We start from the raw sequence: 21,974 nt of genomic DNA, 5'->3' as shown, positions 1-21,974 counted from the left end.
CATGGACCGGATTCCTTCGGACGTCGAGGTCGCCGTGCGTGCCGCGGGCAAGAGCAGCCGCCCGTACGCGGGAGAGCTGCCGGACGTCTACCGCCGCGCGCGACGCCGTCGCAACCGGCGGGCCGCAGCCGCTGTCACCGCGATGGCCGTGACGGCCGGGCTCGTCGGGGGCGGGCTCGTTGTGCGGCACAACCGGCTGACTCCCGACGACGTCCAGCCAGCCGTCGGAGCCACGCCGAGCTATCCCGCTCAACGGCTGATGCTCTCCAACGCCCTCGGCCGGTACGCGACGGCGCAGCAGACCGATCCGATCGAGCTCGGCGGCAAACTGGCCGTCGGTGAGCTCGCGCCCGACGGCACGCTCACCCCTCATCCGGTCCTCGGAACGGACGGCTACGACAAGACGATCGGCCTGCCCGACGGGCGGGTTGTCTCGCTCGGGCCGCGCGACACCGCGCCGGACGTCGACCGTCCCGACGGCAGTGCCGTTCCGAACCTCCAGATGCTGCTCACGGTCGAGGACCCCGGCGGCGAGGCGGTGCAACGCGACATCCGGCGCGAGGGCGAATCGGTCACTCTGGTCGCGGCCAACGCCAGGCTGGCCTACCTCTGGCGGCCGCAGGGCCTGGTGGAGTACGAGCTGGCCAGCGGGCTCGAGCAGCTGGCGATGCGGTCCGTGACGGAGTCCGGCGACGACGAGGGGCCCGCGCCGGTCGCCTCGGACGTGGTCGGCAACCGGCTCATCATCGCCGAGGCCTCGAGTCCGTGCCGCCCGTTGGTCCTCGATCTCGTAGCACTCCAGGGCCTGCGCAACCTGCCCCTCAGCTCGTTGGGCTGCCAGTCGGTGAGCGGTTTGCGCCTGTCGCCGTCGACCGGGCGGGTCGCCGTGACGTATCAGAAGAAGAACGCCGTACGCGTCGCCGTGCTCAGCACCGAGGACGGCACGATCCTGGCCGATCACCCGGCGGCCACGACCACCAACAAGACGGTCCAGACGAGCGTCGAAGTCGCCTGGCTGGATGAGCGAAACCTGCGCGTTGTGGCCGTGCCAAGCGGTCCGGGACTGCATGTCCTGAAACCGTTCACGATCCCCACATGAGCGAACGGCCGGCGCACCGAGCGGTCGTGCATTGAGCGGTCGTGCATTGAGCGGCTGGCGCACTGAGCGCTCGTGCACTGAGCGCTCGTGCATTGAGCGGTCGTGCATTGAGCGGCTGGCGCACTGAGCGCTCGTGCACTGAGCGCTCGTGCATTGAGCGGCTGGCGCACTGAGCGCTCGTGCACTGAGCGCTCGTGCACTGAGCGGCTGGCGCACCGGGCGGCCGGCGCACTGAGCGGCCGCGCAATGAGCGACCGGCGCACCGAGTGGCCGACGCACCGGGCAGGGGAGTGGCCGGCACACGCACGATTGCCCGCGCCTTCGGGCCGTACGGGTAGCGCCGTGCTGCCACCCTGAAACGATGAGCTACGAGGCAGTCACCGCCTGGAGGGCCGCGGGTGAGGCCGGGGACGCAGCCGCGGCCGTCGCCGCACTGAGCGAAGACGTTCGTTTGATCTCCCCGATCACCGAGCAATTCACGTTCGACGGACGCGCGAAGGTGCGCACATTGCTCGAAGTCGCGCTGTCCGTCATCGACGAGATTGCCTACACCGATCAGGTCGCCGAGGGACGTACGGTGGCGCTCTTCTACGAGGGCCGTCTCGGCAGCACGCGCCTGTTCGAGGCTCAGCGGCTGCGCTTGGACGACGACGGCCTGATCCGCGAGATCACCCTGTTCATCCGGCCGCTGCCCGCGCTCACCCGGCTGATGACCCGCCTCGGACCGGAACTGGCGCGCCGGAACGGGCAACCCGGCCTCGCCCGCCTCATTCCGGTCGCCGCGGGCATGCTGCACTCCATGGCCGAGACGGGCGAAAAACGGCTCATGCCGAAGGCTGTACCCCGCTAATCCTCGGATTCGGCGCCTACCGGCCGATCCTCCTTCCGGTGAATACGGGAGGTCAGGTGAAGACTGAGGCGCGGGTGACCCGCCCGTTCGACCAACTGTGGCGTGATCCCGCGCTGCGCGTTCTCACCGGCATCACTGTGCTCGGTTGTGCGCTTTTCTTTCTCCTCGACGGCGATTCCGTACGCCAGACCCAGGTCTATTGGGCGTTTCAGGTGCCGCTCGACGCGGCTCTCGCGCTCGGCTCCTGGCGTCTGCGCGCAAGTGCCCCTGAGCGTTTCCGGCGTTTCTGGTCGATGCTGACGTTCGCCGGTGCATGCTTCACCGTCGGTGACACGTTCCAGACGATCGTCAACCTGGTCGCGCCAGGCACCCCGTCGATGAACGGCGGCATAGTGCAGACGGCGTTCTTCGCGGTCGGCATGAGCAGCAACGTCATCGCCTGCCTGATCTTCCCGCAGGGCCTGGAGACGCGCCGGGAGAAGTCGATCTTCTGGCTGGACGCGACGACGGTCATCGTCGGCGGCGGTGTCACCGCATGGTGTTTCGCGGTCAATCCGCTCGGCAGCGCGCACACCGACCGGCTGACCGCGAGCCTGACCGCGGCGCTCGTCATCGTCGCCGCGTTCGCGGCCACGAAGGTCGCGCTCATCAAGGTGCCGCCGATGTCCCGGATCGCCGCCTGGCCGATGGTAGCCGCGGCGAGCATCCAGGGGACCAGCACGTTCCTGCCCGGCGACTTCCAGGAGACCGGCCACCCGTACGTCCTCACGATCCGTCTCGCGCCGTCGCTGCTGATCGCGGCGGGGCCGTGGATCCAGGCGATCGTGGTGCGCAGCGGTCACACGGCCGGCACCGTCAAACGCCGTCCATACAGCCTTCTCCCGTACGGGATGATCGGTCTGACCTTCGTGATCTTCTTTTCGATGCTGCCGCAGGGCGCGTCGTCCCAGCTGTGGGGCGCGGCCATCGGCGTCGTCGTGATCAGCTGCCTGGTCGCCGGGCGTCAGCTCGTCGCCTTCCACGACAACATGCTGCTGATCGGCCGCCTCGACGTGGCGCTGGACGAGGTCCGCGGGCACGAGGCGCAGCTCCGCAAGCAGGCGGACACCGACGGGCTGACCGGCCTGGCCAACCGCACCCGCTTCTCCACGCTGCTGGCCGACGCCCTGTCCGAGCCGGGCGGCGTGGCCGTGCTGCTGATCGATCTGGACGACTTCAAGACGGTCAACGACACGATGGGACACGCGGCGGGCGACGCGCTGCTGGTGAGCGTGTCCGAGCGTCTGCTTGACGCGGTCCGTTCCGGTGACGTCGTCGCGCGCCTCGGCGGCGACGAGTTCGCGATCCTGTTGCGGGGTGCGGACGCCGCCGCGGCAGGCCGGGTCGCCGACGACATCGAACGCCGGCTGACCGAGCCCATGGATGTCCGCGGGCACGTCCTGGTCACCCGGGCCAGCATCGGCGTGGCCCGCTCGAGCCCCGGCGACGACCCGTCCGTGCTGCTCAGCAACGCCGACATCGCGATGTACGAGGCGAAGCGGCGCGGCAAGAGCATGTGGGTGGAGTACACCGACGCGATGGGCGCGCGGATCAGCGCCGAGGCGTTGCTCAGCCGGGAGATGGCCCAGGCCGTCGACCGTGGCGAGTTCATGCTGCTGTATCAGCCGATCGTCCGGTTGAGCGACGGCGTGCTCACCGGGGCCGAATCGCTCATCCGCTGGAACCACCCGACGCGCGGACTGGTCGCGCCGGGCGAGTTCATCCCGGTCGCCGAGCGTACGGGCCAGATCGTCGCCATCGGCCGCTGGGCGCTGCGCGAGGCCTGCCGTCAGGCCGCGCAATGGCACCGCGACTATCCGTCCGCCCCGCGCGTGGCCGTCGGCGTCAACGTGGCCGGTCGCCAGCTGCGCGAACCCGGCTTCGTCGACGAGGTCGACGCCGTGCTGACCGAGACCGGCCTGCCGCCGTCCCTGCTCAACATCGAGGTCACCGAGACGGCCGTCTTCGACGACGAGGAGTCCACCGAGGTTCTGTTCGACCTGCGCGGCCACGGTGTGCGCCTGTCGCTGGACGACTTCGGCACCGCCGCGTCCTCGCTCGGCCTGCTGCTGACCACCCCGGTCACTTCGCTCAAGCTCGACCGCTCGTTCGTCGAATCGATCACAACGGTCGGTCGTCAGGCCGCGGTCGCCAACGCGGTCAGCCAGATGGCCGCCTCGCTCGAGCTGGCGTCGGTGGCCGAGGGCATCGAAACGGCCGAGCAGCTCGCGCTGTTGCAGAACCTGGGCTACCGCTACGGGCAGGGCTTCCTGTTCGCGCGCCCGCTGCCTCCGGCCGAGATCGGTTCACACTGGCTGGCCAGCCTCGAATCGAGCTCGGCCGCCGTCAGCCCGGCGTAGCTCAGCGGCCGCCCGTCGAGGCCGAGGTCACCAGCGAGGCGGGGCGTGCCGGGGTTCCCGGGGCCGAGGTCATCAGCGAGGCGGGCGTGCCGGGGTTCCCGGGGCCGAGGTCGCCAGCGAGGCGGGGCGTGCCGGGGGTACCCGGGGCCGAGGTCACTGGCGAGTCGGCCGCACGGGGAATCCCCGAGGCCGGATCACCAGTGAGCCGGGCCGCGCCTAAATCCGCGGGCCGTGGCCGGCAGTACAGCTCATTCGGGCCGTCCGATCAGCCTTCGCCTGTCGGCGCTGTCTCGGCGGTGGACGTGCTGTTACAGGCGGGGTCGCTGCGCGTGCAGTGCCGGAAGTCCTGCGGAGACCGTACGTTCAGGCGCGGAGCAGGGTGGCGGCGATTGCCCGGCCTTGGTCGGTCCAGGGTGCCGGGCGCATGGTTGCCGGGTCCAGGCAGATGTTGACCCGGCGACCCTCGGCATAGACGGTTTCGCCGCCCGGAGACGTGACCTGGAAGGAGTATTCGGCGCTGGTCGTGCCCATGCGGTCGAGCCAGAAGCGGATCTCGACCTGGCCGGTGCCGCGGATCGGCCGGTGGAACGTGATCTGGTATTCGCGGACCACGTTGAACGCGTCGGGCGTGGTCGGGCGTGCACCCGCGAACGACACGCCGCGCTCGGTCCACCAGACGACGATGGCCCGCTCGACCAGCACGGCGTACCGCGCGTTGTGGAGAACGCCCATCGCGTCCAGATCGTCGAAGTGCACAGGCTGCGGGACAACGGCGCCATGGCTTTGAACAGCGGTGGTCATGTCAGCTCCGGAAGGATCGTCGGGTCGGTGGCAACGGTTCGCAAATGGTTGAACAACGCTCGGCGGGCGCGCGGGAAGGTGACCCCGGGCCCCAGCACAGGCGCCTGCATCACGGCGCAAACCCCGAGCGATTCGACCTCGTACGCGAGATCGCCCGGATCGGTGCCGGCGCGCACCTCGCCCACGGTGACGGCGTGCACAGCCAGGCTCGTCAGGAACTCCATCCACTCCGCGAGCTCGGCCGCCAGCCGGTCGTGCACAGCGCCCGGCCGCGCGTTGAACTCGAAGTGCGCGTTCGCGAAGAAGCACCGGCCGGGCAGGACCGCAGCCTCGTAGAAATCCAGTCGCCGCTGGTGAACGGCCCACAGCCGGCGCACGCCGCGCGGCTCCGGCATGGCCGGGCGGATCACCCGATCGGTCCACTGGGCGCGCGCATGCTCGATCACGGCCAGTTGCAGCGCCTCCTTGGACCGCCAGTGCGCGAACAACCCCGACTTGCTCACCCCGAGCGAATCGGCGACCTGACTGAGCGAGAGACCATCAAGACCGGCCGCCGTGGCCAGTCCCAGCGCCCGATCGAGCACGGCGACGCGCGTCCGCTCCCCGCGCATCAACCGGCCGTCCTGACTCATGCCCCCGAGCCTACAAAACGACCGACCGCTCGTAAACATTCTTTTCGTGTTGACTGGACCACGTGGATCAACAACGCGTCACCGCCATCGCCCACACGCACCACCCGATCGCGGCCCCGATAGCAGGCGTCAACGTGAACAAACTTCTGCGCCGCGCCGCCCGCGGACCGGCTGCGCGCATCCTCGACCTGGGCTGTGGACAGGCCGCGTGGGCCATGCAGGCCTTGGCCCACAGCCCCGATGGCCACGCCGATGCCGTCGACAGCAACCCGTACGCGCTCGAACGCGCAGAAACAGCCGCAACAATGCGCGAACTGGCCGACCGCCTGACGCTGCACCAGCGAGATCCCCGCACATACGTCCCCGACGGCGACTACGACCTGGTCCTGTGCGTAGGCGCCACCCACGTCTTCGGCGGTTTCACCGAAACGCTCACTTCGGCCGGCCGCCACGCAAACGCCCACGGCATCCTGATCGTCGGCGAACACTTCCAAGAAACCCCACCCACGGTCGCCCCGGAAGCCCTGCCCACCGCGACCGCTAAAGGTGGACTGAACGCCCCGCCCGCCACCAACGCCATGGCCGCACGCAATTCATCCCGCGCGGCCGACGCCGCCGCCGCACCGGACAGCTCATTCACTGCCAGCGCAGCTGCCGCGCTGAATACTTCACCCACCGTCGACGGCGCAGCGGTGCCGGATGTTTCGCCTGCCGTTGAGGGCGCAGCGGTGCCGGATGTTTCGCCTGCCGTTGACGGCGCCGCCGCGCTGGATGTTTCGCCTGCTGACGGCGCGGCGGCGTTGGATGTTTCGCCTGCCGTTGACGGCGCCGCCGCGCTGGATGTTCCGCCTACCGTCGGCGCCGCAGCCGCGTTGGATGCTTCGCCTGCCGTCGAGGCCGCAGCCGCGCTGGATGCGTCACCCACCGCCAACGCTGTAGCTGCGGGGGACGTTTGGCCTGCCGCCGGCGCCCGGACCGCCTTGGACGCCAAGTCGGCAGATCTCACTGACCTGGCCGGCTTGGTCGACAAGGCCGCCACAGCAGGCTGGCATCCGATCTACGCCCACGTCAGCGACCCCGCCGAGTGGGACGACTACGAGTGGTCGCGGACGGGCTCGCTGCTGGAGTGGGCCCTGGACAACCCCGGTCACCCCGACGCCCCCGAGCTGATGCACATAGCCCGGACCCACCGCACCCAGTGGCTGCGCGGCTACCGCGGAGTCCTCGGCTTCGCCACCCTGGTTCTCCGCCGCGAGGCCGCCTGACGGGTTCGGCTCAGTCGATCGGCCGTGGGGATCGCCCGAAATCATCCACGTCATCGGCTTCCGGACACCCATGCTGGGCAGGGGCGTAAGCAGAATGTTGGAGACGGGCGCGGTCGTCCGGCGACAGGCGAGCCCGCAGGCAGCGACCGCCCCGTGCCGACCGTTCTCCTTCGACCGCCGTGACGAAAGCCGCCGACATGCCTAGAGATCGCCGCCCCTTCCCTGAACTCGGGGGCTGGCGTTCCGACGACGCAGGCTTTCCGCCCAGCTCACCGACTCGTCCGGTGTGGTGGAGCCGATTGCCGTAAGAGACGGTATCTGACCCACTGCGAACGCCGCCTTCGTCGAGCACCAGGCCAGGATCTTCTCACCGACCCGCGCCGGCAATTGCGTCGCTGATGCGAGCAACCCGACGGGGCACGGTCGCGGTTCGGCTTCTACAGACGCAACCGTCGGATTGCTGGACAGTCACCGTCACTGGTGTGCGGGATGCGCCTGTGCCGATTCCACGTGATGGCTCCGCCGTGCAACTGCACTGGGCGTTGGCGGATCGTGTGCGCGCATGGACGTGTCCTGCCGATCGGGTGCTGGATGATCGGCAGGACACAAGCTTGGACGGTCGGGCTTTTGATGACCGTTGCGAAAAGCGGCGACATCCGTAGGGCGGCGGGCCGGCGTTCCCACGCCGTGAGCCGTGCCGCGTGCCGCGTGCCGCGTGCCGTGGGTCCGGAGGCGCAAGCAGCGATCCGTGCTGCAAGTCGCGAGCGCGCGGCGCGAGGCCCGCCGCGGTTAGCCCAGCGTCGGTGAGCCCCGCCGTGGCCGTCAGTCGAGGGCCGGCATCGTGGCCTTGCCGCGGTCGGCGATCAGGAACGGGGTGTCGATGTCCGGGGTGCCCTCGCCGATCTGGACGGCGGCCACGCCGGTGCCGGTGTGGGCGATCTCGCCGGTCTCGTCGCGGATGATGAAGGTGTCCGTGCCGGTGTAGATGGTGTAGGTGGGCTTGCCGTTGGACTCGCCGACCTTGCGGAAGCGGAACTGCTGGTCGGTTTTGGACGCGTCGCACGCGGTGGTGACTACGGCGGCCGGCTTGCCGCCGGGGCCGAGCTTGGCCGACAGGCAGAAGGGCTCGCCGCCGGTGCGCAGCTTGGCGGTCTGGATCCAGTAGCGGTTGCCGCCGGGCTCCAGCGGCTTGATGACGAACAGGTCGGCGGCGCCGAACTTCTCGGAGAGGCCGATTTTGCCCTTCTGCACCACGCCGAGGGTCGTTTCGCTGTTCTTGGGCGTTAGCAGGACCTGGCGGGTGCCGCTGAAGACGCCGCCCGTCGCGGGCGTCTTGGTGGCGACGGCCGTGGCCTTGGGGGGTGCCTTGGTGGTCGCCTCGGGCGTGGCGGAAGAGGGGGCAGGCGACGGCGCGGAGCCGAACGAGCTGGCGGCGCTGGGTGTGGAGGACGGGCCGGGAGCGGCCGCGTTCGTGGGTTCTGCGCCGGCGCAAGCTGAGGTCAACAGCAGCCCGGACAGGACGGCGGCGGCGGGCACGAGCCGGGAAACGTGACGCACGAGCTTCTCCTCAGGTGTGGGGTGCCTTGCTGAGGTGAAGCTTTCCGGACATACCGGCCCGTGAGCGGTCGGCGGCGGGTTCGTGGCATCAACGGGGGAGATCATCGCCGGGTGGGACCTGGGCCCCACCCGGCGACAGAAAGGCAGGTCAGGGCTTGCGGCCGACCGCGCCGTAGGCCTCGATCGTCTCGATGCCGTCGCCGTCGGGACGCCACGAGCTGATCTGAGTCAGGCCGGGCTCGACCAGCTCGAGGCCCTCGAAAACGGTGGCCAGTTCGGCGGGGCTGCGCAGGATGTAGGGCACGCCGCCGCTCTGGGCAAGCTTCTCCGCGCCCTCGACGACCGCCGGGGACGTGTCTGTGCCGTCCCAGAAGACCAGGTAGCTGCCGGAGGGGACGCGGGCCATGACCGTGCTGACGATCGAGCGAATCACGTCGAGGTCGGGCTCGTAGCCCATCACGCCCATGAACATGACGGCGATCGGCTCGTCGAAGTTGAGCGGGCCGTCCGCCTCGGCCAGGATCTTCTCGGGGTCGTGGTAGTCCGCGTGGACGTACGTCGTCACGCCCTCGGTCGTGGTGCCGACCAGCAGGGCACGGGCGTACGCCAGCACCATCGGGTCGTTGTCGACGTAGACGATTTTGGACTCGGGGGCGATGGTCTGGGCGACCTCATGCGTGTTCTGCATGGTCGGCAGGCCGGTGCCGATGTCGAGGAACTGGCGCACGCCCAGCTCGGCCGTGAGGTGGCGGACGACCCGGATCAGGAACTTGCGCGACTGGCGCGCCATCACCACGATCTCGGGATAGACCTGGGCCACGGCGTCGCCGGCGGCGCGGTCGGCGGCGAAGTTGTCCTTGCCGCCCATCCAGTAGTTCCACATGCGTGCCGCGTGCGGCACGTCGGGCTGCAGGTCGGCGGGGGCCTCTTGGTCCGTCATGGGGAAGTTTCTATCGGCCCGGTCAGCGATGCGCAAGCGCCCAAAGTGGAGATTCAGGAAGCGTCCAGATCGGCGATGACGCCCTTCAATATGTCGGGGGTGCGCGCCGGGGGAGCGGCCTCGATGATGAGCCGCCCGAACGCCGCCGCGTAATCGTCCACGTCTTCGCGTTTGTCCAGGTAGAGCGCGCTCGTGAGGTGCTCGATGTAGACCACGTCGTCGAGTTCGGAGTGCGGGAAGCGCAGAATGCTGAACGCGCCGCCGGCCGCCGCGTGCCCGCCCGAGTCGAACGGAATCACCTGCAGCCGTACGTTCGGGTTGTCGCACGCCTCGAGAAGGGCGGCAATCTGCTCGCGCAGCACCTCCTTGCCGCCGATGAGCCGGCGCAGCACAGCCTCGTCGAGCACTGCCCAGAACGTCGGCGAATCCGTCCTCTCCAGCGTCTCCTTGCGGGTCATGCGCAGCTTGGCCAGCCGCTCGACCTCGTGCTTGCCCGGGTTGGTGTGCGCGAGACGGATGACCGCACTGGCGTACGCCTCGGTCTGCAGCAGCCCGGGAACGAACTGGATCTCGTACGTCCTGATCAGCTCGGCGGCCTGCTCCAGGTCGAGATAGCTGTGGAACCAGCTTTCGAGCACATCCCCGTACGTGTGCCACCAGCTCGGCGAATTGGCCGCCTTGGTCAGCTCGAGGAGCCGGTCGTGCTCTTCCGGATCCTCGATGCCGTAGAGAAGCAGCAGGTCGGTCACGTCGCGGGCCTTGAAGCCGACCCGGCCCAGCTCCATGCGGCTGATCTTGGATTCGGACGCGCGGATGCGATACCCGGCGGCCTCACGGCTCACCCCGGCGGCGAGACGCAACTCGCGCAGGCGCGCGCCGAGCTGGAGCCGACGCACTGTCGACCCGCCACTTTCCGCCCGTCCGGTCACGACGTTCTGCTTATCAAATGGGTGGCCACTCCGCTACGGCTCACGCCGGGCGGCACGGGCCAGGAAGTGATCTGCCACCTGAACATCCTCACCTCGATGGACCACGGCGTCCAGTGTGGATCCTCTATGCATGACGAAGGCGATCATAGCGAGCGCCGGGCTCGGACAGTACCGCACCCCGCGTTGTCCGGCGCCTACTCTCCGGCTGATTCTTCCGGCGTAACGGCCAGTGGCGCCGGGCACAGCCGGTGTGATGCGGCTCGCCGCGCGTCACGTCTGGCCCGGCCCGGTCGTCCCGACGGCATGAACGAACATCGAGTGGTCATCGTCGGCGCCGGCTTTGGCGGCCTGTTCGCCGCCAAGGCGCTGCGCAAGATTCCCGCCCACGTCACCCTGGTCAACGGCACCACCTACCACCTCTTCGAACCGCTGCTCTATCAGGTCGCGACCGGCATCCTCAGCGAGGGCGAGGTGGCGCCGCCGATCCGCGAGATCCTGCGCGGTCACGACAATCTCGACATCCGGCTCGGATGGGTCACCGACGTCGACACCGCGGCCCGGGAGGTCGTCGTCAGCTCGCCGGACGGGGTTTCCAAGCGGATCCCGTACGACTCCCTGATCGTCGCGGCCGGGGCGAGCAACTCCTACTTCGGCAACGAGCGTTTCGCCGAGCACGCCCCGGCGCTGAAGAACATCGACGACGCCCTGGAAATGCGCAGCCGCATCTTCCACGCGTTCGAGATGGCCGAGCTCGAGGAGGACCCGGTCAAGCGACAGGAATGGCTGACCTTCGTCATCGTCGGGGGCGGGCCGACCGGGGTCGAACTGGCCGGGCAGATCGCCGAGCTGGCGCACCGGTCGCTCAAGGGTCAATATCGGCGCGCGTCGCTCGCGGACACGCGCGTCGTCCTGATCGACGCCGTCGACCGGGTGCTGCCGGCGTTCGACCCGTCGCTGTCGGCCGCCGCGCTCAAGCAGTTGCGCCGGCTGGGCGTCGAGGTCCGGCTGGAGGAGCGGGTGACCGACGTCGACGCGTACGGGGTCATGTCCGACGCCGGCCGGATCGAGGCGCGCACCAAGTTCTGGGCCGCGGGTGTCTCGGCTCCGCCGCTGGCCGCGAAGATCGCGCTGGCCACCGCGGCGCCGACCGATCGGGCCGGTCGCCTCCAGGTCGAGCCGGACCTGACCGTGCCCGGGCACCCGTCGATCTTCGTGGTCGGTGACATGGCGGCGACCGGGCTGCCGGGCGTCGCGCAGGTCGCCATGCAGGGCGGCGCCTATGCGGCCAAGGTGATCCGGCGGCGCGTCACCGGCCGGCCCGCGCCCAAGCCGTTCAAGTATTTCGACAAGGGCAACATGGCGACCATCTCGCGGTTCTCGGCGGTCGCCGACATGGGCCCGTTGCACCTGAGCGGGCTGATCGGCTGGTTCGGCTGGCTCGGCGTGCACCTGTTCTATCTGGTCGGCTTCAAGAACAAGGTGACCACGCTGCTGCACTGGCTGGTCAGCTTTCTCGGGCGCGGCCGGGCCGAACGGGTCACCACCTCGCAGCAGATCCACGCCCGCAACGCCCTGCAACTCGTCGACTCACTCGTGGGGGAGGGCGTGACGCCAGGTCGCGGCCACATACCCCGTCGGTGAGAGGCGATAGGCCCGCAGCCCGGTTTCCAGTTTTGCCCGTACGATCCGGGCTTGCTCGCCGCTCAGCCGGTGCTCGAGCCGGGCCGGCAGCGGGATCCCGTCCGGCCAGGGGGCGGCATCGTCCGGTTCGAAGTCGAGCCGCACCGCCGCGAGCAGGACGGTGTTGGGCCGCCAGGGTTCGCCCCTGAGCACCTTGCGGCGCAGCCGCTGCACGTGGTCAGCCAGTTCGTGCAGGGCGTCGGGGTAGGCGTGCCCGGGGTCGCCGTCGCCCCAACCGGCGAGCTCCGCGGTGAGATAGGTGCCGTCGTCATCGCGTACGCGCAAACGGTCTTGGGGTTGATCGCGCCCCGGCGGCTTGTCCGGATCGCGATGGGTGTGGCGCGGGTCGCGCAGGACAGCGACGGCGTGGGCACGCAGGGACTCGGCCTCGCGGGCCCGCAGCGGCAGGCTGGCTGCGGCATCGGCGTAGGCGGTCCGGTTGTCGTAGACCGCGAGCGGCGGCGGAGTCTGAATCAGCTTGCCCGGAAAGAAGAAGCCGGTCGGCCGGGCCCATTCGAAGATCGGCCACCGTACGCCGGCATGCGCGGCCCCTCCGGTGAGTCCTGCCACGACGGCCGCCCCACCGGCGGCCAGAAATGCCCTGCGATCCATGAGATGCGACGTTAACCGGACAAATGACCCAGCGTGGTCTTCTGCCGAAAGTTCGTCCCGCGGATGCCGCAGAATGGTGCGGTGCGAGAAGTGGTGGACGGCGTTTTCGAACTGAGCCTGGGATTCGTCAACATGCACCTCGTCGTGACCGACGACGGGGTTGTGCTGGTCGACACGGGGCTGCCCCGCAACTCCAAGCGTATCGACCGCGCGCTGCACGAAATGCGCAAGCAGATCGGTGACGTGACGGCTGTGCTGCTCACCCATCACCACTTCGACCACGTCGGGAACGTCGCCGACGTACGCCGCCGATCCGGCGCCCGCGTCTTCGCGCATGCGGCCGACGCGCCGATCATCACCGGCGGTATCCAGGGCCCCGAGCCCAAGGGCCTGGCCAAACTGGCGACCCGGCTGATCGGCCGCGCGGAGCCGACGAAACTCGACCAGCTGATCACCGGCGACGGGTCCGAGCCGCTCACCGGGTTCACGGCGCTGCACACCCCCGGCCATACGCGCGGTCACGTGTCGTTCCTGCTCGACCGGGCCGGCGGCATCCTGTTCGCGGGCGACACGGCCTCGGGCACCCGTGACGGCAAGGTGGTCCTCGGCCCGACCCAGGTGTCGGCCGACCCCGCCGAGCAGGGGCGCAGCCTGGCCAAGCTCGCGACCTACGACTTCGAGCACGCCGTCTTCGGGCACGGCCGGGCCGTGTCGGGGCAAGCGGTGGAGCGTTTCCGCGAGTACGCCACCGGGCCGGCCTGAGCGGGGTTCGTTTCCGCTACGTGCCTCCGCCGGGGAGTGAGCCTCAGATCAGCTGGTGAATGCCGAGTGTGAACGTGGGGCGCCGGCCGTCGGGCAGGGTCAGCAGCTCGCGGATCTCGGGGAGTGGCATCTCGGCCGCGCCGGCTCCCGACTGGGGGTGGGTGTGCCTGGGCTCGTTGCGGCCTCCGCTGCCGCCGCGGCCGGGATAGACATAGAGCCCGTGCGCGACATCGGGGACGGCGTCGAGCGCCGCCGTGACCAGGGGCAGGCCCCGGTACGCCGACCAGGCCTCGTCGGTGTGGAAGGCGATCTCGAACAGCACGCCCCATTGATGGAAGGTCCACTCCCAGCGGTACGCGCCGTTGGTCACTGCCGCCTCGACCAGACTGTTTCCGAGCGACTCGTGCCAGGCACGCGCAGTGCCGCGGGGCCCGTCCAGCACCTCGATCGACCACCAGCGCAACTCCATGGGTCGACTGTAGAACCGTGGCCGAGGCCGTAGAAGCAGATGCTGAAATCTGGCACATCCGACCGGAACTGATCAGCGTTAATTGTCAGATTAATGACGGCCGGATCGGAGGGCTGATTTCTTTCCGGTTCGTCCGAACGGATGGTTGCCGGGTGCGCAATGCGTTCCTAGTTTGAATGTGCCGATAAATACGTTGGCAAATATCGATCTAGCATCTGTCTGATCGATCTAGAATCTGTCTGGGGGGACAGGGATGGAAATCAAGCATGCGCTGAAAATGGTCGCGGCCGTGGGGGCGGGCGCGGTCACGATGGTGGCAAGTGTCCCGGCTTATGCCGGTGGCGGCCACGTCAGCAAGGCGCCGATCAGGACAATAACCACGAAGCTCGACGGGCCGTTCGGCCTCGACGTGCTCTCGCCGCACGCCGCCCTGGTCGCGGAGTCGGAAAGCGGCGAGATCACGGCGGTCAATCTGAAAACGGGCGCCCGCACCACCTTGATCTCGAAAGTCCCAGGGGCAGCGGGCGTCGCCGCGTACCGGGGAAAGATCTTTGTGCTGCTCGGCGGGCCGAACGAGGAAGGGGCGCCCGCGCCGTCGAAATACCCGCCGGCCTCGGTGCTGGTGGCCGATCTAAATGGTAAGCACGTTCGCGTTCTGGCCGATCTTCTGAAATACGAATTGAAGCGGAATCCGGACGGTCAGAAGCAGTTCGACAAGGCCGGGAAGCCGTACGACGCCCTCTCCAACCCGTTCAGCATGACCGCCACCCGGTGGGGCCTGCTGGTCGCGGACGGCGGGGCCAACGACGTGCTGCGGGTCGACCCGAGGACCGGCCGGGTGTCCACGTTCTTCGTGCCACCGAACCCGCGGACGAAGGAGTGCCTGGCCAAGGGCGCGCAGGCCAACCCGGGGACGATCGGGTGCGACTCGGTGCCGACCGGCATCGCGGTCCGCGGCCCGCACGTGTACGTGTCGACGCTCGGCGCCGAAAAGCCGGGCTCGGCGGCGATTTACAAGCTCGACGGCCGTACGGGCAAGGTGCTCAGGAAGTACGGCGGTTTCACGTCGCTCACCGGCGTCGCGGTCAGCCCGCACGGCACGATCTTCGCCTCCGAGGTGCTGTTCGGCGCCCCGGCCGGCGACCCGCCGCCGCCCGGGTTCGACCCGTCCAGGGTGGGCCGCCTCACCCGCATCGACCACGGCCGGGTGACGCACGCCCCCGTCACCATGCCGACCGGAATCGAGTACGCCGGCGGCAAGCTCTACTCGACGTCGTGGAGCATCGCCGGACTGCTCGGCATCAAGCACGCCGGTCGGCTGGTCCGGGTCGACCAATCAGCATTCCGCTAGATATATCCGCACGCCGCCGGGGGTGACTTGCTTCTCACCCCGGCGGCGTGTGTCTGCGCAGTTCGGGAGTTTTTGTACTATCGGACGCCTCGTCTGAAACGGATCACCCGAATCGCTCAGGGGGCGTCAATATCGTGCAGCCGTACCGCATCTTCCGCATCACGGCCGTGGCCGAGGCGTTCTCCTGGGCGGGCCTGCTCGTCGGCATGTACCTGAAGCGGGTCGCCGAGGTGACCGACATGGGCGTCTGGCTGTTCGGGCGCCTGCACGGCGCACTGTTCGTCGCATACATCGTGGCCGCCCTCTGGGTGGCGCGGACCGAGCGCTGGTCGCTGCCGCGCACGCTGGTCGGCCTGGCCGCGTCGATCCCGCCGTTCACTTCGCTCATCTTCGAACGCTGGGTCGCCCACCGCCGGCCGGCCAACGAGACCGCAGAGCCCTCGGTAGCAAACTGACCGTCCCGCGCGCCGCCGGTTGAGCGCTTCGCGGACGGCACTGGTTGAGCGTTCGTGCGCGGCGCCGGTGTTGAGCCGTACATGACAGCGGTGGTGAGCGTTCCTGCTTGCCGCCGGTTGAGCGTTCGTGCACGGCCTGGTTGTGCGGTTCGTGCGCGATGGCGGTTGCGCGGTCGTGCACGGCGCTTGTTGCGCGTTTCTGCGCGGGTGCCGCGTGTATTCGCGGTCTTGGGGTGGGGCCCCTCGGGGGTTTGTTGTGGGCTACGAGGCGTACATTTCGGGAATTGCCTTTTTTGTCCTTATCGGGCCGATCGTTTGGCTGGGGCTCGGCCGTTCGGGTGAACCCTACGGCATCTATTTAGGTACGCATTAAACGTCTTGTTGTCACCTGGGCCGGGCGGCCATTGTCTTTTGGCCGGGTCGGCCACGAGCCGGGTCGACGGACGCCAGTCGTGTCGGATATGCCGTTATCGGGGGTGCATATCCGGACTGCCAATCGTCGATCCTGCTCGTGGCGACGCCCGGCGCATCCGTTCGGCGAATCGCGGGCCGCGCGGATATTTGTCGTGGACCGCTGTCTCCCTGTCGCGCCCGCCGGATAGACTCCCGGCCGTGAATGCTTGCTAGATGGCAAACTGGGGGCCCGACGTGTTGCGTATCCACTTCACGCCGGACGACGTCGGCCGTGTGCGGATCGCCGGTGAGCCCGACCCGATGTGGGAGACCATCTTCAGCGTGTGGCGGCTGCGCCGGCCGGGGCCCGAGCTGATCTATGGGCGGTGGCGCGGGCACGCTCTCCGGGCCAGCCGCCGCGACGACCTCGAGCTGTTGCTTCCGCTGGTGCGCGGCGCCTATTACCCCGATTTCCTGACGCCGGCCGAGGGTGCGTCCGGTCTGCAGGCCGCCATCGAGGCCATCAAGTCCACCCCGGCCACGCGGCTGCGCGACGAGCTGGAGGAATTGGTTCGTTACGCCGGTCCGAAACCGGCGTGGATGGGGCAGCTCGCCGACGGCGACACCGAGATTCTCGAGCGCCTGGCCGGTGCGTTGCAGTCGCAGTACGAGAGCGCGATCTCCCCGTTCTGGGGGGAGGCGCGCGCCCATATCGAGGCCGAGCGTTCCCGCCGTGCGCGCGTTCTGCTCGATCAGGGCGCGGAAGGCCTGCTCGACAGTTTCCGGCCGACAATGCGGTGGGAGCCGCCGGTTCTCGAGGTCGACACGCCGTTCGAGCAGTCGCTGTATCTGGACGGCCGTGGCCTGCTGCTCGTCCCGTCCTATCTGTCGTGGGGGACGCCGGACACGTTGCGCGACACGACGCTGCCGCCGGTTCTGGTCTATCCGATCGAGCACGATCTGACCCTGCGCCCGGGGCTGCGTCCGGCCGACGGCGCGTCGCTGGCGGCGCTCATCGGCCGCACGCGCACGTCGCTGCTCGAGTCGCTGGGGGACGGGCGCACGACCTCCGAGCTGGCCCGCCGGGTCGGGGTGAGCGCCGCGTCGGTCAGCCAGCACACGGCGGTGCTGCGCGAGGCCGCGCTGATCCAGACGAGCCGCGCGGGCAAGGCCGTCGTGCACACGTTGACGCCGCTGGGGAAGGCGCTTCTGGGCGACGCAGAATGACGACCCTTACCATCGAGTGATGTAGATCACTCGATCAAGGGGGCGAAACCGCAATGACCGACGCACCCGCCAAGACCGATGTCGAGAACCGCCTGCTCGGTGGGGCCACCTACCGCAGCCTGGGCGAGCAGCAGTTGTCCCCGGCCGAGGAGCGTTTCGAACGGGGCCGCCGTACGGTCGGCCTGTTCCTGGCCCCGGCCGTCGTGATCGTCTTCCTCGCGCTTCCGCTGAGTATCCCGCCCAGCCAGCAGGTGCTCGGCGGCCTGCTGCTCGGCGTGATCGTGCTCTGGGTGACCGAGGCGGTGCCGATCCCGATCGGCGGCCTGCTCGGCGTCGCCCTGATCGTCGTGTTCGGGGTGGCCGAGGCCAGTGACGTGCTGGCGCCGTTCGGATCGTCGACCGTGTTCACCTTCATCGGCGCGTTCATCCTGGCCCAGGCCATGCTCAAGCACGGGCTGGCCCGCCGGTTCGCCTTCCGGATGTTGTCGCTTCCCGGCGTGGGCCGCTCGACGGCGCGCGTCATCATCGCGTTCGGCGTCGTGACATGCCTGCTCTCGGCGTTCGTCTCGAACACCGCGACGGTCGCGATGCTGCTGCCCACGGCGCTGGGCATCCTCTCGGTGATCGCGAAGCTCTTGCAGGACCGGGGAATGGTCGAGCCGGGCTTCGACCCGACCCGGCTGCGCGTGGGGGCGGCGCTCATGCTGATGCTCGCGTACGGCGCCTCGGTCGGTGGACTGCTCACCCCGGTCGGCTCGCCGCCCAACCTGATCGGTCGCGGGCTGATCGAGGAGGCCACCGGTGAGCGCATCTCATTCGCGCAGTGGATGGCGATCGCCGCGCCGATCTGCCTGGTCATGTTCGCCGTGCTCGCGATCGTCCTGCTGCTGCTCAACAAGCCCGAGATCCGCCGCATCGAGGGCGTGGCCGAGTACGTGGCCGAGGAACGAGCCCGGCTCGGCAAGTTCTCGGCGGCCGAGCGCAACACCCTGATCGCGTTCCTGGTCACGGTCAGCCTGTGGATCTTCCCGGGCATCGTCGCGGTCGTGGCCGGCACCGAGTCGGCCGTCTACGACACCGTGAGCGCGCGCCTGAACGAGGGCATCGTCGCCGTGCTCGGCGCCTCGCTGCTCTTCCTGCTGCCGACGTCGTGGCGTTCGCGCGAGTTCACGCTCAACTGGAGCGACGCCGCGCGCATCGACTGGGGAACGATCGTGCTGTTCGGCACGGGCATCATCTTCGGCTCGCTGCTGGCCGACACCGGGCTGGCCGAGACGATCGGCCGGTCGAGCGCCGACTCCCTCGGGCTGAGCGGAATGTTCGCCATCACGGCGTTCGCGGTGGTGCTGGCCATCGTGGTGTCCGAGACGACCAGCAACACGGCGTCGGCGGCCGTCGTGGTGCCGATCATCATCCCGATCGCGGTGGCGGCCGGGGTCAACCCGTTGGTGCCGGCCCTGGCGGCCACGTTCGCGGCATCGTTCGGCTTCATGCTGCCGGTGTCGACACCCCAGAACGCGGTGGTCTACGGCTCGGGCGTCGTGCCGATCACGACGATGATCCGTTCCGGCGCCTCGTTCGACGTGGTGGGCGCTCTCATCATTCTGCTGATCCTGCCCCTGATGGTCGCGGCCGTAGGCCTGGGCTGAGGGGTCACGCCGGCCGGGGTGGGCGCTTGCACGTCGGCCCCGGGGAGATGCTTGCACGCTGGCCGGGTTGGGCGCTTGCACGTCGGCCCCTGGGAGATGCTTGCACGCTGGCCGGGTTGGGCGCTTGCACGTCGGCTCGGGGGTAGGGGCTCGCACGCGGCCGGGACAGGCGCCGGCACCTGTCCCGGCGCGGCGCCGGCCCGCGGTGAGTGGCGTCACCAGCGGATTGCTGACTGTGATGGCTAGTCTTGCTGGAGTAGGCGGTCAGGGTCGACCGCCGTGACGGTCGTTACAGCGAGTGGAAACCCCCCGCCCTCGCAAGCTAGCGTGTCGATGACCATAAACCTATGGGATTTGTGGGCTTTCCCGGGTTCGGCGACGTGGCTGTCAGGGTGCGGTGTGATTGAGATCAAGGGGCTCCGGAAGACCTACCGGGCCAAGGGGCGGCGCGACCGGGAGGTCGTGGCGGTCGACGGTGTCGATCTCACCGTCGGTGAGGGCGACGTGTTCGGCGTGCTCGGGCGCAGCGGTGCGGGCAAGAGCACGCTGCTTCGCTGTGTCAACATGCTCGAGCGGCCCGACGCGGGCACGGTCTCGGTCGGCGGCGTCGAGCTCACCGGGCTGAACCGGCGGGGGCTGCGAGTCGCCCGCCACGGAATCGGGATGATCCATCAGCACTTTGCGCTGCTCTCCTCCCGTACGGTGGCCGGGAATGTTGCTTTTGCCCTTGAAGTGACGGGCGTGCCTCGGGCCGAACGCCGCACGCGAGTCGCCGAACTGCTCGAGCTCGTCGGGCTGAGCGGGCGCGCCGACGCGTACCCGGGACAGCTCTCCGGGGGTCAGAAACAGCGAGTCGGCATTGCCCGCGCGCTCGCCGCCCGGCCCAAGGTGCTGCTGTCGGACGAGGCCACCTCGGCGCTCGACCCCGAGACGACCGACTCGATTCTGCGGCTGCTGCTCGACCTGAACCGGCGGCTCGGCCTGACGATCCTGCTGATCACCCACGAGATGACCGTCGTCAAGCGGATCTGCCGGTCGGCCGCCGTGATGCGCGACGGGCGGTTCGTCGAGTCCGGCGCGGTCACCGACCTGCTGCACCAGCCCGGTTCCGAGCTCGCGCGCGACCTGTTCCCGCTCGACGACTTCACCCGGATCCCGGGGCAGACCGTGGTCGACGTGACCGTCAGCGGCGAGGACGCCGACGCCCCGCTGCTCACCGAGGTGGCCCGGCAGCTCGACATCGACGTACGGGTGCTCGGCGGCTCGGTCGAGACCCTCGCCGCCGGACGCGCCGGCCGGTGGCGGCTCGCGCTGCCCGGCGACGGCGCCGCCGCCATTCACCACCTGCGTTCCCGCGGGGCCAACGTGGTTCTCGCCGATGAGACGGAGAAGCCGTGACCTGGTCCGAGTTGTCCGACCTGCTGGCCGTCGGGCTGCAGGAGACGGCCTGGATGGTCGGTGTCTCCACCGTGCTCACCGCGATCGGCGGCCTGCTGCTCGGCGTGCTGCTCGTGCTGACCGCGCCCGGCGGGCTGCTCGCCGCGCCGGTCGTATCGTCGGTGCTCGGCTTCGTCGTCAACGTGACCCGGTCGCTGCCGTTCATCATCCTGCTGGTGGCGGTCATCCCGTTCACCCGCGCGGTGGTCGGCACGACGATCGGCACCGACGCCGCGATCGTGCCGCTGACCATCGGCGCCATCCCGTTCTTCGCCCGCATCGTCGAGGCCGCGCTGCGCGAGGTGCCGCCCGACGTGGTCGCCGCGGCCACCGCGATGGGCGCCACCCGCACGCAGATCGTCGGCAAGGTGCTGCTGCGCGAGGCCCGACCCGGTCTCGTGTCCGGCCTGACCATCACCGTCATCGCGCTGGTCGGCTACTCGGCGATGGCCGGCGTGGTCGGCGGCGGCGGTCTCGGCGACCTGGCCATCCGATACGGCTACCAGCGCTTCGAGACCGAGGTCATGGTGGCCACCGTGGTCGCCCTCGTGATCTTCGTCCAGCTGGTCCAGATGGCGGGCGACGTCCTCGTCCGCCGGCTCTCCCACAAATAAGAAAGGTCGACCATGCGCCGCTCACTCGCCGCAGTCGTCACGTCCGCCGCTCTCCTGCTCGGAATGGCGGCGTGCGGAGGCAATGACAGCGAGGCCGCATCCTCCAGCGACACGCTGAAGGTCGGGGTCAGCCCCGTGCCGCACGGTGAAATCCTCAAGTACGTCGCCGACAACCTGGCCGCCAAGGAGGGCCTGAAGCTGGACATCGTCGAGTTCAACGACTACATCCAGCCGAACGTCGCCCTTCAGGAGAAGCAGCTCGACGCCAACTACTTCCAGCACATCCCGTACCTGGAGGAAGAGGTCGCGTCCAAGGGCTACAAGTTCACCGCGCTCAAGCCCGTGCACATCGAGCCGCTGGGCGTCTACTCCAAGACGGTCAAGAGCCTCAACGACGTACCGGCCGGGGGTGTGGTCGGCATCCCGAACGACCCGTCCAACTCGGGCCGCGCGCTCAACCTGCTCGCCGCCAACGGCCTGCTCACGCTGAAGGAGGGCGTCGGGGTCAAGGCCACCGAGAAGGACATCACCGCCAATCCCAAGAACCTGAAGTTCAAGGCGCTGGAGGCGGCTCAGCTGCCGCGCAGCCTCGAGGACACGGCGGTCTCGGTGATCAACGGCAACTACGCGATCGAGACCGGGCTCAAGCCGGCCACCGACTCGCTGGCGCTGGAGAAGGGCGAGGACAACCCGTACGCGAATCTGGTCGTGGTCCGCACCGGTGACGAGGGTGACCAGCGGGTCGTGAAGCTGGAGAAGCTGCTGCACTCGCCCGAGGTCAAGAAGTTCATCGAGGACAAGTACCAGGGCTCGGTCCTGCCCGCGTTCTGACGGGTGCGCGCCCCCGGTATAA

20 protein-coding genes are annotated in these 21,974 nt (G+C 69.2%); 13 read left to right on the top strand and 7 right to left on the bottom strand.

Going from position 1 to position 21,974, the window contains the following annotated elements:
* Position 1 precedes the first annotated feature (1 nt).
* The 3 genes from ACZ3I4_RS07680 (at position 2) to ACZ3I4_RS07670 (ending at position 4,348) form a co-directional block, all read left to right on the top strand.
* Positions 2 to 1,099 (top strand): hypothetical protein, encoded by a 1,098-nt coding sequence (locus ACZ3I4_RS07680; RefSeq protein ID WP_465381064.1) that lies wholly within the window; start codon positions 2 to 4, stop codon positions 1,097 to 1,099.
* Positions 1,100 to 1,460: 361 nt separating this feature from the next.
* Positions 1,461 to 1,949, top strand: coding sequence for a nuclear transport factor 2 family protein (locus tag ACZ3I4_RS07675; RefSeq protein WP_465381063.1), 489 nt, complete (start codon positions 1,461 to 1,463; stop codon positions 1,947 to 1,949).
* 56 nt (positions 1,950 to 2,005) lie between these two features.
* On the top strand, positions 2,006 to 4,348 hold the full coding sequence (locus tag ACZ3I4_RS07670) for a putative bifunctional diguanylate cyclase/phosphodiesterase (RefSeq protein WP_465381062.1): 2,343 nt from the start codon (positions 2,006 to 2,008) through the stop codon (positions 4,346 to 4,348).
* 363 nt (positions 4,349 to 4,711) lie between these two features.
* Here the strand turns inward: ACZ3I4_RS07670 and ACZ3I4_RS07665 are convergent, their stop codons facing one another.
* On the bottom strand, positions 4,712 to 5,149 hold the full coding sequence (locus tag ACZ3I4_RS07665; protein ID WP_465381061.1) for an acyl-CoA thioesterase: 438 nt from the start codon (positions 5,147 to 5,149) through the stop codon (positions 4,712 to 4,714).
* Positions 5,146 to 5,781, bottom strand: a complete 636-nt coding sequence (locus tag ACZ3I4_RS07660; RefSeq protein ID WP_465381060.1) for a TetR/AcrR family transcriptional regulator — start codon at positions 5,779 to 5,781, stop codon at positions 5,146 to 5,148. Before ACZ3I4_RS07660 ends, ACZ3I4_RS07665 begins: the two co-directional genes overlap by 4 nt.
* A 62-nt stretch (positions 5,782 to 5,843) precedes the next feature.
* On the opposite strand from ACZ3I4_RS07660, the gene ACZ3I4_RS07655 reads away from it, so the two are divergent.
* Positions 5,844 to 7,046: a class I SAM-dependent methyltransferase gene (locus ACZ3I4_RS07655; RefSeq protein ID WP_465381059.1), complete on the top strand. Its 1,203-nt coding sequence runs from the start codon at positions 5,844 to 5,846 to the stop codon at positions 7,044 to 7,046.
* A gap of 822 nt (positions 7,047 to 7,868) precedes the next feature.
* Here ACZ3I4_RS07655 and ACZ3I4_RS07650 read toward each other — a convergent pair.
* From ACZ3I4_RS07650 to ACZ3I4_RS07640, 3 genes are all read right to left on the bottom strand, one after another.
* Complete coding sequence (locus ACZ3I4_RS07650; protein WP_465381058.1) at positions 7,869 to 8,603, bottom strand: hypothetical protein; 735 nt, start codon at positions 8,601 to 8,603, stop codon at positions 7,869 to 7,871.
* A 148-nt stretch (positions 8,604 to 8,751) separates the two neighbouring features.
* Positions 8,752 to 9,543: an SAM-dependent methyltransferase gene (locus ACZ3I4_RS07645; RefSeq protein ID WP_465381057.1), complete on the bottom strand. Its 792-nt coding sequence runs from the start codon at positions 9,541 to 9,543 to the stop codon at positions 8,752 to 8,754.
* Between the two features lie 53 nt (positions 9,544 to 9,596).
* Positions 9,597 to 10,439, bottom strand: a complete 843-nt coding sequence (locus tag ACZ3I4_RS07640; RefSeq protein WP_465381056.1) for a helix-turn-helix domain-containing protein — start codon at positions 10,437 to 10,439, stop codon at positions 9,597 to 9,599.
* Between the two features lie 336 nt (positions 10,440 to 10,775).
* On the opposite strand from ACZ3I4_RS07640, the gene ACZ3I4_RS07635 reads away from it, so the two are divergent.
* Positions 10,776 to 12,113 carry an NAD(P)/FAD-dependent oxidoreductase gene (locus tag ACZ3I4_RS07635; protein ID WP_465381055.1) on the top strand — a complete coding sequence of 446 codons (1,338 nt, stop codon included), beginning with the start codon at positions 10,776 to 10,778 and terminating at the stop codon, positions 12,111 to 12,113.
* On the opposite strand, the gene ACZ3I4_RS07630 is transcribed toward ACZ3I4_RS07635, so the two are convergent.
* Entirely contained in the window at positions 12,060 to 12,764 is a 705-nt protein-coding gene (locus ACZ3I4_RS07630; protein ID WP_465381054.1) for a hypothetical protein, read from the bottom strand. The two genes, ACZ3I4_RS07635 and ACZ3I4_RS07630, sit on opposite strands and share 54 nt — an antisense overlap.
* 81 nt (positions 12,765 to 12,845) lie before the next feature.
* Between ACZ3I4_RS07630 and ACZ3I4_RS07625 the strand changes: the two genes are divergently transcribed.
* The gene (locus tag ACZ3I4_RS07625) at positions 12,846 to 13,526 is read left to right on the top strand and encodes an MBL fold metallo-hydrolase (RefSeq protein WP_465381053.1); all 681 of its coding nucleotides are present in this window, start codon (positions 12,846 to 12,848) and stop codon (positions 13,524 to 13,526) included.
* Positions 13,527 to 13,569: 43 nt separating this feature from the next.
* On the opposite strand, the gene ACZ3I4_RS07620 is transcribed toward ACZ3I4_RS07625, so the two are convergent.
* On the bottom strand, positions 13,570 to 13,995 hold the full coding sequence (locus tag ACZ3I4_RS07620) for a hypothetical protein (RefSeq protein WP_465381052.1): 426 nt from the start codon (positions 13,993 to 13,995) through the stop codon (positions 13,570 to 13,572).
* 253 nt (positions 13,996 to 14,248) lie between these two features.
* On the opposite strand from ACZ3I4_RS07620, the gene ACZ3I4_RS07615 reads away from it, so the two are divergent.
* The 7 genes from ACZ3I4_RS07615 (at position 14,249) to ACZ3I4_RS07585 (ending at position 21,952) form a co-directional block, all read left to right on the top strand.
* Positions 14,249 to 15,346: a ScyD/ScyE family protein gene (locus tag ACZ3I4_RS07615; protein WP_465381051.1), complete on the top strand. Its 1,098-nt coding sequence runs from the start codon at positions 14,249 to 14,251 to the stop codon at positions 15,344 to 15,346.
* A 134-nt stretch (positions 15,347 to 15,480) separates the two neighbouring features.
* Positions 15,481 to 15,801, top strand: a complete 321-nt coding sequence (locus ACZ3I4_RS07610; protein ID WP_465381050.1) for a DUF3817 domain-containing protein — start codon at positions 15,481 to 15,483, stop codon at positions 15,799 to 15,801.
* A gap of 627 nt (positions 15,802 to 16,428) precedes the next feature.
* A complete protein-coding gene (locus ACZ3I4_RS07605; RefSeq protein ID WP_465381049.1) occupies positions 16,429 to 17,421 on the top strand; it encodes an ArsR/SmtB family transcription factor in 993 nt (330 codons plus the stop codon).
* A gap of 53 nt (positions 17,422 to 17,474) precedes the next feature.
* Positions 17,475 to 19,070, top strand: coding sequence for an SLC13 family permease (locus tag ACZ3I4_RS07600; RefSeq protein ID WP_465381048.1), 1,596 nt, complete (start codon positions 17,475 to 17,477; stop codon positions 19,068 to 19,070).
* A gap of 399 nt (positions 19,071 to 19,469) precedes the next feature.
* Complete coding sequence (locus tag ACZ3I4_RS07595) at positions 19,470 to 20,468, top strand: methionine ABC transporter ATP-binding protein (RefSeq protein ID WP_465381047.1); 999 nt, start codon at positions 19,470 to 19,472, stop codon at positions 20,466 to 20,468.
* Positions 20,465 to 21,121, top strand: coding sequence for a methionine ABC transporter permease (locus tag ACZ3I4_RS07590; RefSeq protein WP_465381046.1), 657 nt, complete (start codon positions 20,465 to 20,467; stop codon positions 21,119 to 21,121). The genes ACZ3I4_RS07595 and ACZ3I4_RS07590 overlap by 4 nt, the downstream gene beginning before the upstream one ends.
* A gap of 12 nt (positions 21,122 to 21,133) precedes the next feature.
* Entirely contained in the window at positions 21,134 to 21,952 is an 819-nt protein-coding gene (locus ACZ3I4_RS07585) for a MetQ/NlpA family ABC transporter substrate-binding protein (RefSeq protein WP_465381045.1), read from the top strand.
* Positions 21,953 to 21,974: the final 22 nt, after the last annotated feature.

Source organism: Actinoplanes sp. NPDC021490 (genome assembly GCF_055562135.1).
This window is presented reverse-complemented; position numbering and strand designations above follow the sequence as displayed.

Coding starts and splice junctions, on each gene's coding strand:
- ACZ3I4_RS07680 (WP_465381064.1), top strand. CDS start 2: ATGGACCGGATTCCTTCGGACGTCGAGGTCGCCGTGCGTGCCGCGGGC.
- ACZ3I4_RS07675 (WP_465381063.1), top strand. CDS start 1,461: ATGAGCTACGAGGCAGTCACCGCCTGGAGGGCCGCGGGTGAGGCCGGG.
- ACZ3I4_RS07665 (WP_465381061.1), bottom strand. CDS start 5,149: ATGACCACCGCTGTTCAAAGCCATGGCGCCGTTGTCCCGCAGCCTGTG.
- ACZ3I4_RS07660 (WP_465381060.1), bottom strand. CDS start 5,781: ATGAGTCAGGACGGCCGGTTGATGCGCGGGGAGCGGACGCGCGTCGCC.
- ACZ3I4_RS07645 (WP_465381057.1), bottom strand. CDS start 9,543: ATGACGGACCAAGAGGCCCCCGCCGACCTGCAGCCCGACGTGCCGCAC.
- ACZ3I4_RS07635 (WP_465381055.1), top strand. CDS start 10,776: ATGAACGAACATCGAGTGGTCATCGTCGGCGCCGGCTTTGGCGGCCTG.
- ACZ3I4_RS07630 (WP_465381054.1), bottom strand. CDS start 12,764: ATGGATCGCAGGGCATTTCTGGCCGCCGGTGGGGCGGCCGTCGTGGCA.
- ACZ3I4_RS07620 (WP_465381052.1), bottom strand. CDS start 13,995: ATGGAGTTGCGCTGGTGGTCGATCGAGGTGCTGGACGGGCCCCGCGGC.
- ACZ3I4_RS07615 (WP_465381051.1), top strand. CDS start 14,249: ATGGAAATCAAGCATGCGCTGAAAATGGTCGCGGCCGTGGGGGCGGGC.
- ACZ3I4_RS07605 (WP_465381049.1), top strand. CDS start 16,429: ATGGCAAACTGGGGGCCCGACGTGTTGCGTATCCACTTCACGCCGGAC.
- ACZ3I4_RS07600 (WP_465381048.1), top strand. CDS start 17,475: ATGACCGACGCACCCGCCAAGACCGATGTCGAGAACCGCCTGCTCGGT.
- ACZ3I4_RS07585 (WP_465381045.1), top strand. CDS start 21,134: ATGCGCCGCTCACTCGCCGCAGTCGTCACGTCCGCCGCTCTCCTGCTC.